The organism is Peribacillus sp. NPDC097198, from assembly GCF_044762055.1.
In the GTDB taxonomy this organism is placed as follows: Bacteria; Bacillota; Bacilli; order Bacillales; family DSM-1321; genus Peribacillus.
In genome coordinates this window covers 594032-608200 of sequence record NZ_JBIWDO010000001.1, presented here as the reverse complement: position 1 = coordinate 608200, position 14169 = coordinate 594032, and the positions used below count along the sequence as shown (strand labels likewise).

The 14169-nt window shown below is 39.3% G+C and carries 12 protein-coding genes and 1 rRNA gene; 4 read left to right on the top strand and 9 right to left on the bottom strand.

Annotated elements, in window-relative coordinates:
• The 9 genes from ACIQXQ_RS02905 to dnaA all read right to left on the bottom strand — a co-directional run.
• Positions 1-70, bottom strand: a 16S ribosomal RNA gene (locus ACIQXQ_RS02905); the annotation flags it as partial.
• 311 nt (positions 71-381) lie between these two features.
• On the bottom strand, positions 382-1449 hold the full coding sequence (locus ACIQXQ_RS02900) for an HD-GYP domain-containing protein (protein ID WP_402955140.1): 1068 nt from the start codon (positions 1447-1449) through the stop codon (positions 382-384).
• A 205-nt stretch (positions 1450-1654) separates the two neighbouring features.
• Entirely contained in the window at positions 1655-4234 is a 2580-nt protein-coding gene (gene gyrA, locus ACIQXQ_RS02895) for a DNA gyrase subunit A (RefSeq protein ID WP_402869908.1), read from the bottom strand.
• A 95-nt stretch (positions 4235-4329) separates the two neighbouring features.
• Complete coding sequence (gyrB, locus tag ACIQXQ_RS02890) at positions 4330-6255, bottom strand: DNA topoisomerase (ATP-hydrolyzing) subunit B (protein ID WP_402871286.1); 1926 nt, start codon at positions 6253-6255, stop codon at positions 4330-4332.
• A 73-nt stretch (positions 6256-6328) separates the two neighbouring features.
• A complete protein-coding gene (remB, locus tag ACIQXQ_RS02885) occupies positions 6329-6580 on the bottom strand; it encodes an extracellular matrix regulator RemB (protein ID WP_402869910.1) in 252 nt (83 codons plus the stop codon).
• A gap of 12 nt (positions 6581-6592) precedes the next feature.
• Positions 6593-7711: a DNA replication/repair protein RecF gene (gene recF, locus ACIQXQ_RS02880; RefSeq protein ID WP_402869912.1), complete on the bottom strand. Its 1119-nt coding sequence runs from the start codon at positions 7709-7711 to the stop codon at positions 6593-6595.
• A 21-nt stretch (positions 7712-7732) separates the two neighbouring features.
• On the bottom strand, positions 7733-7945 hold the full coding sequence (gene yaaA / locus ACIQXQ_RS02875) for a S4 domain-containing protein YaaA (RefSeq protein ID WP_402869913.1): 213 nt from the start codon (positions 7943-7945) through the stop codon (positions 7733-7735).
• 212 nt (positions 7946-8157) lie between these two features.
• Positions 8158-9294 carry a DNA polymerase III subunit beta gene (dnaN, locus tag ACIQXQ_RS02870; protein ID WP_402869915.1) on the bottom strand — a complete coding sequence of 379 codons (1137 nt, stop codon included), beginning with the start codon at positions 9292-9294 and terminating at the stop codon, positions 8158-8160.
• 191 nt (positions 9295-9485) lie between these two features.
• On the bottom strand, positions 9486-10835 hold the full coding sequence (dnaA, locus tag ACIQXQ_RS02865; protein ID WP_402869917.1) for a chromosomal replication initiator protein DnaA: 1350 nt from the start codon (positions 10833-10835) through the stop codon (positions 9486-9488).
• Positions 10836-11798: 963 nt separating this feature from the next.
• Between dnaA and rpmH the strand changes: the two genes are divergently transcribed.
• From rpmH to jag, 4 genes are all read left to right on the top strand, one after another.
• Positions 11799-11933: a 50S ribosomal protein L34 gene (gene rpmH / locus ACIQXQ_RS02860; RefSeq protein WP_402869919.1), complete on the top strand. Its 135-nt coding sequence runs from the start codon at positions 11799-11801 to the stop codon at positions 11931-11933.
• An 81-nt stretch (positions 11934-12014) separates the two neighbouring features.
• Positions 12015-12368, top strand: coding sequence for a ribonuclease P protein component (gene rnpA, locus ACIQXQ_RS02855; RefSeq protein ID WP_402955098.1), 354 nt, complete (start codon positions 12015-12017; stop codon positions 12366-12368).
• A 161-nt stretch (positions 12369-12529) separates the two neighbouring features.
• The gene (spoIIIJ, locus tag ACIQXQ_RS02850; RefSeq protein WP_402869925.1) at positions 12530-13318 is read left to right on the top strand and encodes a YidC family membrane integrase SpoIIIJ; all 789 of its coding nucleotides are present in this window, start codon (positions 12530-12532) and stop codon (positions 13316-13318) included.
• Positions 13315-13935: an RNA-binding cell elongation regulator Jag/EloR gene (gene jag, locus ACIQXQ_RS02845; protein ID WP_402955095.1), complete on the top strand. Its 621-nt coding sequence runs from the start codon at positions 13315-13317 to the stop codon at positions 13933-13935. Before spoIIIJ ends, jag begins: the two co-directional genes overlap by 4 nt.
• Positions 13936-14169: the final 234 nt, after the last annotated feature.

The following is a 14169-nucleotide window of genomic DNA, read 5'->3' as shown; positions in this document are numbered from 1 at the left end:
TTCGCTCGACTTGCATGTATTAGGCACGCCGCCAGCGTTCGTCCTGAGCCAGGATCAAACTCTCCGAAGAAATGTTTGACTTGCTCATTTTGCTTATTTTATAGTGTGTGCTCACTCAAAATTTACGTTGGCGCTTTGTTTTGTTCAGTTTTCAAAGAGCAATTATTCAATCGCCCTGAAGCGACTTTAATAATATATCAAATATATTATTTGTTGTCAACAACTTTTCATTAACTCGCTGTCGACTTAATTAGTATATCTATTATCGCTACTAATTGCAAGTGTTATTTTAAAATAAAATAAAATGACCAATAGGTTCACCTTGAATCGTCACCCTTTTATAAGGAGGCTTACTAATTAATCTAGTAAGCTACCCATAAATTATAGGATTTCCTCTATATATATTTCCCTATTGGATCCCAAATCAATTATATCACCATTATCATATAAACGAACCAGTGGCCTAGTTTGTGAATTAGCATTTATGAACATGATCTCAGCTATGGAACCATCATTTAATTTGACTTTGGTCCCAACCGCAAAACTGGAGAAGCAAGCTAAAAGCGCTTGAACGACCGTAATGTCAAATTGGCCAAAACTATCATGGAGAATCATTTCCACTACTTTGAACGGCGGCTGTTTCTTTCTATAGACTCTTTCGGATGTCATTGCATGAAAAACATCCGCCACTGCTATTATTTTCGAGAATAGATGCATGGTTTTCGCTCTCATCTTGTGAGGATACCCGCTCCCATCCAACCTCCCGTGATGCTCTAGTACTGCTAGCTTCACGCTATCCGTAATGATTGAACTATCTTTAATCATTTGATAACTGGAAATGGGGTGATTCTTGACCTCTTCATTCTCTTCCAAAGACAAGCTTGTGGCTTTATTGAAAATGCTGGGGGGGAGTTTGGCCATCCCACAGTCTGCCAAGCACCCACCAAGAGCTACTTGGTAGATATCAGCTAACTCACATTTCATTTTAAACGCGATGAGTGCTCCTATTAAGCCAGTTGATATAGCATGGTGATAGATATAATCTTCTTTATTGCTGTAATGATGAAGCTTCAGGATAGCACTAGGTTCTTCCAATGCTTTAACCACTAGAGGGATAAGAGACGACCGAATGATGGCCACTTCGACTTTACTACCTGCCTGCCAATTTTTAAAAAGCTGCTTATAGGTTTGGACAGTTTTTAAATAGTGGGTGATGAAGTCGGAGGAATCTTCTGTATCGTCTAGTTCCTTATCAATGATTTCCTTCGGGATAAATCTTTCTCCGTCAATCAACATCTTTTCAACACTAACTTCTTGTATTAAGAAGACTTTCAAGACTTCTATCAATTCAGAAGTCAATATCGTTTTCTTGTTCATGATAGGGTGGCCCATGTATCCCTTAATATCTTTTGAAAGTATGCAACCTTCTACTAAAAAGTCGGTTTTCACCAGCAAAACTGTTCACCTCTGTAACAGTTATTTAACACAGACTATTTTACTAGAAAATTATGGAGATATCCATCTTTTTATGATAAATTACCTATTAATCATTCAATGATTCAAAAAATAAGTTAGGCATTTATAACCACATTGGTGTATGTACAACAAAAAAAGGCCCAGCTAAATTAGCCTGGGTCCCCTTTGCTACACCTTTTTATTCTTCCGTATCTGTATCTGTATCTACATCTATTTCAGTTTCATCGTTCACTGCAGTTTCACCAGCGTCTTGAACTGACTCCTCAACAGGAGCATCTTCATCGATGCCTTCTACTGGTTCAAGAAGTTCTTCTTCTTCCTCTTCACGTCCAACGATAGCCACAGTCGAAACATATTCATTTTCCGAAGACTCAAGACGGATGAGCTTAACACCCTGTGTATTACGACCTGTCTTAGAAATTCCTTCAACTTCCATTCGGATCAATACACCGGCAGCTGTAATCAGCATCAAGTCTTCTTCTTCCCCTGTAACGGTTTTCACGGCAACAAGCTCACCGTTTTTCTCTGTGACATTACAAGTTTTGATACCTTTACCACCACGGCTTTGGATACGGTATTCCTCAGCGTTTGTCCGCTTTCCATAACCATTTTTCGTAACAATCAGTACTTCTTCATCTTCTTCCAAAATCTCCATGCCGATTACTTCATCGGAGGCTCTTAAGGAAATTCCTTTTACCCCAGCAGCTGTACGTCCCATTGTACGGACATCGGTTTCTGGGAAACGAATCATCATTCCCGCTTTAGTACCGATGATAATTTGCTTTTCGCCATTCGTGAGTCGAACCGAAATCAGTTCATCATCTTCACGGAGACCTACAGCTATCAATCCATTATTTCGGATATTAGCGAAGGATGACAACGGTGTACGCTTAGATATACCGTGTCTTGTTGTGAAGAACAAGTACCAATCATTAGTGAATTCCCTCACTGGGATGATTGCATTGACCCATTCTCCTTTATCAACTTCTAACAGATTGATAAGAGGGAGCCCTTTTGCTGTCCGTCCATATTCAGGTATTTCATATCCTTTAGAACGATAGACTTTCCCTTTATTGGTGAAGAATAATAATGTATCGTGAGTCGATGTCGTTAACAGATGATCGACAAAGTCGTCAGCATTTGTACCCATACCTTGTATGCCTCGCCCTCCACGTTTTTGACTACGATACGTAGTGGCAGGTAACCTTTTGATATATCCATTATGCGTTAGGGTCACGATAATATTTTCTTCAGGGATTAAATCCTCATCTTCCAGACTTTCAAAGCCTACTAATGTAATTTCAGTTCTCCTCTTATCATTGAAACGCTCTTTTATTTCTAGAAGCTCTTCACGAATGATTTCAAGAACCTTCTCTTCATTGGCCAAGACCGCTTTGAATTCTGCGATCAATGCCATCAAGGCTTGATACTCTTCTTCAATTTTTTCTCGTTCCAAACCAGTTAAGCGTTGTAAACGCATATCCAAAATAGCTTGGGCTTGCTTTTCTGAAAGCGAGAATTGAGTCATTAACCCTTCTCTAGCTATTTCAGTAGTTTGTGAACCACGGATTAATGCAATGACTGCATCCAAATTATCAAGTGCTACTCGTAATCCCTCTAGTATATGGGCCCGAGCTTCCGCTTTACGCAGTTCAAATTCCGTTCTACGACGAATGACAATCTTTTGATGTTCCAAGTAATGATACAGGCATTCCTTCAAGTTCAAGACCTTAGGCTGACCGTTTACCAAAGCAAGCAGGTTAATTCCAAAAGTCGTTTGCATGGCAGTATGTTTGTATAAATTATTTAGGAGGACATTCGCATTTACGTCTTTCCTAAGCTCCATGACAATTCTCATACCGTTACGATCCGACTCATCCCGTAGATCGGTTATGCCTTCAATCCTCTTATCCCGAGCAAGCTCGGCAATTTTTTCTATCAATCTTGCCTTGTTCACTTGATAAGGGATTTCCTTAACAATAATGACTTGTTTACCATTGGATTTCTCTTCGATTTCAACTCTAGCACGTTGAATGATTGAACCTTTTCCTGTTTCATAGGCTTTCCTGATACCACTCCGGCCTAATATAAGCCCTGCAGTCGGGAAATCGGGTCCAGGAATGTGTTCCATCAACTCTGGAATCGTAATTTCTGGATTTTTACTTAATGCCAATACGCCATCAATTACCTCACCTAATTGGTGAGGAGGGATATTGGTTGCCATTCCGACAGCTATCCCTGAAGAACCATTCACTAATAAGTTCGGGAAACGAGCCGGCATAACAGCAGGCTCTCTTTCCGAACCATCATAGTTATCTTGGAAGCTAACCGTATCTTTGTTTAAATCACGAAGCAATTCCATCGATATTTTCGACATCCTTGCTTCCGTATACCTCATTGCAGCCGCTTGGTCACCATCGACAGATCCGAAGTTCCCATGACCGTCGACAAGCATATAACGATAGTTAAAGGGCTGCGCCATCCGGACCATCGTTTCATACACAGCAGAATCACCATGAGGATGATACTTACCGATTACTTCACCTACAATACGGGCTGATTTTTTAAATGGTTTATCCGACGTCATCCCAAGATCATTCATTGCATAAAGAATTCTCCGGTGCACCGGTTTCAAGCCATCCCTTACATCAGGCAAAGCCCGAGCTACAATAACACTCATGGCATAATCTAAAAAGGACGTCCGCATTTCCTTGCTTATATTTATCTCTTGCACACCTGATCTTTCTATTTCTGACATGGAGCCAACCTCCTTTATAAAGCTTATACTTTCATTTTTGGATCGGGTCGTGAACTATGTAAAGAACAGGATATAAGATCATCCTGTTAAACAAATTAAATATCTAGATTTTTTACATAAATCGCGTTTTCTTCAATGAAATTTCGACGTGGTTCAACCTTATCCCCCATGAGCATCTCGAACGTTTCATCCGCTTCAACGGCATCTTTTAAACTAACCTGAAGCAACGTTCTCGTGTCAGGGCTCATGGTCGTATCCCATAGTTGTTCTGGATTCATTTCCCCCAGCCCTTTATAGCGCTGTAGGTTAGGCTTCGGTGTGCTTGGAAGGCTTGCCATTATTGTTTCAAGCTCCCGGTCATTATAGGCATAATCCACCTTTTTCCCCTGTTGAATCTTGAAAAGAGGTGGCTGGGCGATATAGATATAACCATATTCGATGATTTTTCTCATATAGCGGTAGAAGAATGTCAGCATCAACGTTCTAATATGGGCACCATCTACATCCGCATCGGTCATGATGACAATTTTATGATATCTTGCCTTTTCAATATTGAATTCATCGCCAATACCCGTTCCAAGTGCAGTAATAATCGTACCAATCTCCTCATTATGAAGAATTCGATCCAATCGCGCTTTTTCAACGTTTAAAATTTTACCCCGTAGTGGCAAAATAGCTTGGAAGTGGCGGTCACGGCCTTGTTTGGCAGATCCTCCGGCAGAGTTTCCTTCCACGATGTACAATTCGCTGATACTAGGATCCTTGGACGAACAATCCGCCAGTTTACCCGGTAGATTGGAGACTTCCAATGCACTTTTTCTTCTTGTTAACTCACGTGCTTTCTTGGCAGCCATTCTTGCCCTTGCAGCCATAAGCCCTTTATCTATGATTTTTCTGGCGACTGCAGGGTTTTCGTATAAGAAGGAATCCAACCTTTCGGAAAGAATGGAATCCGTTACAGTCCTGACTTCAGAGTTCCCCAGTTTTGTTTTCGTTTGCCCTTCGAATTGGGGCTCAGGGTGCTTGATCGATATGATTGCGGTTAATCCTTCACGCACATCTTCACCAGAGAAATTATTATCCGCTTCCTTCAAAAGTCCGTTTTTCCTAGCGTAATCATTGATTACGCGGGTCAACGCAGTCTTGAAACCTGATTCATGCGTACCGCCTTCATAGGTATGAATATTATTGGCAAAAGAAAAAAGGTTACTAATATAGCTATCATTGTATTGAAGAGCTAACTCGATAGAAATGCCATCTTTTTCGCCTTCCATGAAAATGGGTTCTTCATGGAGTACTTCTTTAGAACGGTTCAAATGCTCTACATATGACTTAATTCCACCTTCATAGTGGAATTCCTTGATTTTTTCCTCTTCTTCACGCTTATCTTCAATGATCAGCTTCAATCCTTTATTTAGGAAAGCGAGCTCTCGGATACGAGTTGCCAGCGTATCAAAATCATATTCTATGGATTCCGTGAATATTTCCTTATCCGGAACAAAGTGGACCGTTGTACCCGTATGGTCAGTTTCTCCGATAACCTTTAGGTCCTCTTTAGGTACACCACGATTAAATTGTTGATAGTGTATTTTTCCGTCACGATGAACAAATACTTCTAACACTGTCGATAGGGCATTTACGACTGAGGCACCTACACCATGCAGACCTCCGGAAACCTTATAGCCTCCGCCGCCGAACTTCCCGCCAGCATGAAGTACAGTCATGATTACTTCTACTGCAGGACGACCCATTTTTTCATGTATACCCACTGGTATACCACGACCATTATCGACAACAGTAATACTGTTGTCCTTTTCAATTGTCACTTTTATTTCATCACAAAAACCTGCTAGCGCTTCATCAATACTATTATCGACAATTTCCCAAACAAGATGGTGAAGTCCTTTTGCAGATGTGGTACCGATATACATGCCGGGACGCTTACGTACTGCTTCTAAGCCTTCTAAAACCTGTATCTGATTCTCATCGTATGCCTGAGCTTGTACTTCTTTTTGTTCCATTGTCATACGTATCCACCTACACTTTTCTTTTGGCATTTATCACTTTAAAGGATAACAATAATCTATAGAGCATTTATTCATCGATTAAGGAAGGTGACTGCAGCGAGCGTTTTTTCAGGGTGACCGAGGCAAGCGGTGAATAATAGACCTGCTTTTCTGTCACTACAATCGATTTAATCGAGTTTTTTGTTAAATGAGAGATCACATCTACCCTTTTCTCCAAGAATTCATCGATTATGGGAGAGGAGTGAAGCATCTTTTTATCTAAAATAGCTATGATATCATCCGTTTTCACAAGAATATCCTCACCAATATGGAGATACATGCTTTCACCTCGTTATTTAAGCTTTTTTATACTGCCTTGACTCACATAAAAGGTGGACGCTTCTCTGAGGGTTTGATGATCGATTCCATCGATAGAAGGTGTCGTCACAAACGTCTGCACTTTTCCTTGTATCGTATTTAGTAAATGAGTTTGACGATAATCGTCAAGTTCCGATAACACATCATCCAATAGTAAAATCGGATACTCACCGATTTCCTCATGAATCAATTCAATTTCAGCAAGTTTCAAAGATAACGCAGTCGTACGCTGCTGTCCCTGGGAACCATAGGTCTGGACATCACGGTCATTTACATAAAAAGTCAAATCATCCCGGTGAGGTCCTATCAAGGTTACGCCCCGCTCAATTTCTCTTGCCTTTATTTTATCAAATTTTTCTGTGTATACTTCTATTATTTTCGTCAAATTCATGGATTCTGATACATCAAGCGACGGCTTATATTGGATTTTCAATACTTCTAGATTCCTGGAGATCCCTGAATGAATCGGCTCTGCCCATTGCTGAAGCTTAGAAAGAAAGTGAAACCTTCTTTCGACAATTTTCGCTGCATACTGAATAATCTGGTCAGTTAATACATCAAGCATCGCCTCGTCCTTTTGTTTACGGGTCTGCAGAAGCTTTAAGTAATGATTTCTTTGTTGAAGTATTTTATGATATTGGCTCATATCATGAAGGTATACAGGAGAAACCTGGCCAATTTCCATATCTATAAAACGGCGTCTGACTTGAGGACTTCCCTTTACGAGATTCAAGTCCTCAGGAGCAAACATGACCACATTCATATTGCCGACATACTGACTTAATTTTCTCTGTTCAATATGGTTGCACTTCGCCTTTTTACCCTTTTTCGAAATGGTCAGCTCAAGTGGGATTGATGTATTTCTCTTTCTTACTCTGCCTTCTATTTTAGCATACTCTTCATCCCAGCGAATAAGTTCTTTGTCATTTGAGGTACGGTGGGATTTTGCCATTGCTAATACGAAAATGGATTCCATTACATTTGTTTTTCCTTGGGCATTTTCCCCAAGGATTACATTGACCTTATTTTCAAAGGTAAGGTCTAATTCGGTATAGTTGCGGTAGTTTTTCAAACTTATTTTTTCAATGTACATAATCCGCTCTTCCCTTATGTTTTAGCTTGTTATTGTGAAGGTGCCGAATTCAGGGATTTCGATTTTATCACCTGACCGTAACTTTCTGCCTCGTCTCACATCTAATTCGCCGTTGATGAAAACCTCATATTCGCTTAAAAACCATTTTGACATGCCGCCGCTTTGAATTAAATCGGCCAACTTCAAGAATTGTCCTAGCGTAATATATTCCGTGCTTATTTTTATTGAGTCCATTAGGTGCCTCACTCATTTCTAAGTAGTCTTTAATACTTTATTTTACTAAATAAATTGGATTAAGACAAAGTATAGCTTTTGCTTATCCTTTATTTAACAGATTGTACCTTCTTTGCATAGGTTGCAGTCTTGGTTAATCCTTGTCTCCCCATACATTTGGGCTAAAAAATTAAAGACCCGGTAGCAGGTCTTTAATTTTGTGAAATATTATTTTAGTAAGTTCTTACTGGCAGGATTAATTGGAGCATTGATTCATCATGTAACGGTCGGATGACAAATGGACGCATAGCACCAGTAAAGTTTATTTTGATATCGGATCCTTCTAATGCCTTTAATGCATCCATGACAAATTTTGCACTGAAGGATATTTTCAAGTCTTCCCCTTCGATGGCTTCAGCTTGTACTTCCTCGCTCACTTTACCTATTTCTGGTGTATTGGAAGACACTTCGATGATGCGACCCTCTATGGTTGTTAGTTTAACCACATTATTTCTTCCCTCTCGAGCTAATAAAGATGCCCGATCAATCGCTTGCAGGAAGTCTTTTGTATGGACTGTCACATCCGTTTTGCTATCGGTTGGAATCAATCGGGAAGTGTCCGGGTAGTTTCCTTCAAGTAGACGTGAGAAGAACAATAGGTTTTCTGCTTTGAATAAGACTTGGTTATCCGTGATGACGATTTCTATAAGTTCATTCGTATCATCCAGAATCTTACTTAACTCGCTTAGGCTTTTCCCTGGAATGACGACACTATAAGCTCCGTTAATCTTGTTCTCAATTTTAGCTGTCCTCATGGCCAATCTATGGCTATCTGTTGCAATACAGGTTAATTCGTCATCCTGAACCTTCAAGTTTACACCTGTTAAGATAGGTCGTGTTTCTGAGGTGGACACTGCAAACCCGGTTTGACGAATCAGTGTTTTTAAAAGATCCGTTGGAAGTTTGAAGATATTTTCTTCTTCAATGATCGGTAAATGAGGATATTCTTCAGGATCTAATCCATTTAAGTTAAATTCAGCTTTACCAGACCGGATGATCGTTTGAAAATTATTTTGGACCTCGATTTCTACTGTATCCATCGGTAGTTTTTTGACGATTTCACTGAAAAAGCGTGCATTAAGGACAATTCCACCGCTGCTTTTAACTTCGACGATTTCATCACCATCTACTTCAGCTGGAATAAATGACTGTATGGAAATATCCGAGTCACTTCCTGTTAAGGTAACTCCTTCTGTTGTCACACTTATTTTTATCCCCGTTAAAATAGGAATCGTCGTTCTCGATGTGATAGCTTTCATTACTTCTTGGACACTATGAACTAATCGATCTCTTTGAATTACGAATCTCATGTTCCATCCTCCAATTTTAATTGCCTAAATGGCATATTTATTAATAATTTTATTTAAAAAAGATAGTAGTAATAGTAGTAGGGCTTGTGGATATGTGGATAACCTGGTTGAAGCTAAGATAAAACAGTCTATCCACATGTGGACAGACTGTGTGTAAGTAGTCATCAGTTATACACATTATCCAGAATCTATTATACCTTCAATTGATCCTGGATTTCCTTGACCTGACGTTGCAGCTGGGTATCCGTTTGCATAAGTTTCGAGATTTTTTCATGGGCATGGATGACGGTCGTATGGTCTCGCCCTCCGAATTCATCGCCTATTTTAGGGAGCGAAAAGTCGGTCATTTCCCGGGAGAGGTACATAGCAATCTGTCTTGGAAAAGCTACGGATTTAGTCCTCTTTTTCGCTTTGAAGTCCTCAAGTTTTACGCTGTAATGCTCACCGACCGTTTTTTGAATTTCCAAGATCGTGATTATTTTAGGTTTTGAGCTTGGAATGATGTCTTTCAAAGCCTCAGCAGCTAAATCAGCATTAATATCTTTATTGATCAGCGAAGAATAGGCGACAACACGAATAAGTGCACCTTCAAGCTCCCTGATGTTCGAATCGATTTGGTTGGCTATATAAAGCATTACTTCATTCGGAATATCGAGTCCTTCCGCCTTGGCCTTTTTACGTAAAATGGCAATCCTCGTTTCTAAGTCAGGTGGCGTAATATCCGTAATCAAGCCCCATTCAAAGCGGGAACGGAGACGATCTTCAAGTGTTGGAATCTCTTTGGGTGGACGATCACTCGAGATGACGATCTGTTTACTTTCTTCATGCAAGGCATTGAATGTATGGAAAAACTCTTCTTGAGTTTGTTCTTTTCCTGCTAGGAATTGAATATCATCAATTAATAAAACATCTACCGTACGATATCTATCACGAAATTCCCCGGCCTTATTATCCCGGATCGAATTGATGAATTCATTCGTGAATTTTTCAGAGGATAGATAAACGACTTTTGCCTTTGGATTATGCTCAAGTACGTAATGACCAATGGCATGCATTAAATGAGTCTTACCAAGCCCTACTCCTCCATATATAAACAACGGGTTATAGGCTTTGGCGGGTGCTTCTGCGACAGCGAGAGACGCAGCATGGGCAAAACGATTGCCGGAGCCAATGACAAACGTATCGAAGGTATTTTTCGAGTTAAGCATATGCTGTGGAAATGGATTGTTTTCCTTATCCTGTTTTTTTATCTTTTTAGGCTGAACGGGAGCGGAAAAGTCATCATCTTCCTGATTGGGCGGAATAATGAACTTCGCTTCCAATTCTTCGCCGGTCAGTTCGAATAAAACATCAGAAATAAGGTGAGAATAACGTTCCTCAAGCCAATCCCTAGCAAATTCATTGGGAGCGGTGACTGTTAAGATGTCACCTTGAAGTAAATAAGCTTTAGTTGATTTAAGCCAAGTTTCAAAGCTTGGTTTACTGATCTTTTTCTCAATTTTTCCGAGTGCCTGATTCCAGAGGCTATCGATGTTATCCAAACTTATCCCTCCTTTGCAAAATATTTTTCTATAAGTATTAAAAGGTCTAGGCACAAATAAACTCATCGATCGCTGTCTTAAAAAAATTTGGACAGCAAAAGTTCGGTGAGCTGTATAAGGGATGTTGGATGTCACTAAAAGGTGAGGTCCCTGGAACGATATCGCGCATTGTACAACCTTTGTATAAATAACATCTTGTAATAAGATGCAGGTCCGTATGTTTATTCATCAACAGGCATGTCTTGAAATATATAATAAGAAGATAATAGGTTTTTCGACAATATCCACTGTTTGTGGACAGATTAATATTCACAGGTCGAATAAACTATCCACAAGTTATGCACAGTCTGTGGATAACCGTTATCTGTTGATAAAGTTATTCAGAGTGAAAACACAAATATAATATCAGAAATTTGGACGTCTTGCAATGGCTTAGTGAACTTTATCCACAACTCAAAGGGCCTGTGGGAAAAACTTTTCCACAGGCTTCTTTTTTGTGTAAAACTATACGAAATGGGCTGTGGATAGAAAAAAACATGTCGAATTTTATCCACAGATGGAGTGATGGCGTCGAATTCCTCTAAATTATTTTATTGATGGATGGAACTAAAACAGGTTGTATACTGATTCCCCATCACTGTATTTATGCCATTCAGGTGTCCTTAGTTCCTCTATAAAACGAAAGCGGAAGTTCACAAATGTTTTTGTCGATTCGTTATATGCATGGTAAAGTAGTATGAAGAGGGATCAATTAGGTTAAAATTCATGAAATGTACCCTCTGACCAAAAATTTCTATATCAGTTATAGGCAAAATCATTTACAATAGGCTAGGTAGTAAAAAACCCACTGGACATTAAGCAAAAAGTAAATATTTTTCTAGATGTAGTTGACAAGTAGAAAGCAACATCTATATAATTGTAAGGACTGTCTTTAACTGTTATTCCTCAGGGAGGTGTCATATAATGAAAAGAACTTATCAACCGAATAATCGCAAACATAGTAAAGTTCACGGTTTCCGTGCACGTATGAGCACGAAAAACGGACGTAACGTAATCGCTGCACGTCGCCGTAAAGGAAGAAAAGTACTATCTGCATAGACCACTGAAAAGTCTCAGTGGTTTTTTTTCGCTAAATAAAGGATTTACTGAGACTCAATTCATTCTAATGAAGGTGTAAAGATGAAAAAAAAGTTAAGGATAAAGAAAGAGGACGAATTCCAACTCGTTTTTAAAAAGGGAGAATCCTCTGCCAATCGACAATTCGTTATCTATGTCCTTCAAAAGCCCGAGCAGGAATATTTCCGCATAGGCCTCTCTGTCAGTAAGAAGATTGGGAATGCCGTTGTTCGGAATCAAATTAAAAGATACATACGGCAAGCATTTTTAGAATTGAAAGAGGATATAGAAGAGGGAAAAGACTATATTGTGATTGCTAGAAAACCAGCGGCAGAAATGGACTTTTCTCAAGTGAAAAGCAGTTTGATCCATGTCCTGAAGCGTTCTAAATCGCTAAATTTCAAAAAAATAAAATAAACCCTTAAAAACTCCTTTTTCGACATAGTTATTAATTATGCTTTGAAAAAATAGAATTTCATCGTTAAAAGTTGATAAGTGGGTGACTTTTCCTTGTAGTTCACTTGTGAACGGGTTACATTTATTCAAAAAGATTGATTGAAGTTAGGAGGAAAAAACGGTTGAAGAAACGAATATTACTCATCATTGGATTAGCTTCGATAATGATGTTGCTATCAGGATGTACGGAGATCAAAGAACCGATAACGGCAGATAGTGAAGGGTTCTGGAATTCATATATTGTCTATCCGTTATCATCCCTCATTATTTATATTTCTGAATTATTTGGCGGAAGCTACGGTTTGGGAATCATTGCGGTTACCTTAATCATACGCTTGATATTACTTCCACTTATGATTAAACAGGTGAAAAGTTCAAAAGCAATGCAAGCCATTCAACCAGAAATGAAAGAACTTCAAGCAAAATACAGCTCAAAAGACGCTGCCACACAACAAAAACTACAAAAAGAAACAATGGCGTTATTTTCAAAATACAATGTGAATCCATTGGCAGGATGTTTACCGATAGTGGTTCAAATGCCAATTTTGATTGGTTTTTATCATGCAATCAGCCGTACGCATGAGATTTCCCTGCATAGTTTTCTCTGGTTCGATTTAGGTTCTCCGGATCCTTATTATATCTTGCCGATCATAGCAGGTATTACAACTTTCATTCAGCAAAAGTTGTCAATGGCGGGAATGAACTCAAATCCGCAAATGGCGGCACAAATGACAATGATGCTTTACATCATGCCAGTCATGATTGTTATTTTTGCAATTAATTTTCCAGCTGCTCTTTCACTTTACTGGGTAGTGGGTAACCTTTTCGGCATCGTTCAAACATATTTCATCAAAGGTCCAGATCTTAGAAAAGCAGCTGCGGAAAACGCGGAGGGAGCAAAGAAAAAGTGAAAAAGATAACTGCTACAGGACAATCTGTCGAAGAAGCAGTCAATTCAGCTTTAGCTCAACTTAACAGCACAAGAGATCGCGTGGAAATTGAAATTGAGGATGAAGGAAAAAAAGGATTTTTGGGTTTGTTTGGGGCCAGGCAAGCAATCGTCCACGTGACATTGCCTGCTGATCCCGTTGAAGAATCCCTAAAGTTCCTGCAGGATATCACTCGAAAAATGGGAGTTAAGTCGGAAATCAGGGTTCAACGCCAGGGGAAGAACGTAACGTTCCATTTGTCAGGTGAAAAAATTGCCTTATTAATTGGTAAACGGGGTCAAACGTTAAATTCCCTTCAGTATTTAACACAATTGGTAGCCAATCGCTATTCGAAGCAGTTTTTGAATGTGATTGTAGATGCAGAGGATTATCGCAACCGTCGAACGGATACTTTAATCCAATTAGCTGAAAGAATGGCCAATAAATCCCTGAAAACTGGTAAAATTGTTGCATTGGAGCCGATGCCGTCATATGAACGGAAGGTAATACATAAGGCTCTGCTTCATTATCCGAAAATCAAGACGACTTCCAATGGTACAGAACCATATCGCCATTTGGTCATCACTCCGGTTAAATAAACCTTCTGCTAATTAAGCGGAGGTTTTTTTTTGCTTTATATAGAGGCGAACCGAAAGGAATGTCGACATTATCAAATGCTCCTTTAACTAAATCCTGATCACATATTATCCTTTCATTCCTCCCCTTCAATTTCTAAGGCTGACTCTTAAAAAAGGGACATGGAAAGAAAGTCAGGCTTTATTTGTTATTCACATGTGGATAAGTTAAAATGAAGGGTACAGAAATATAAGGTT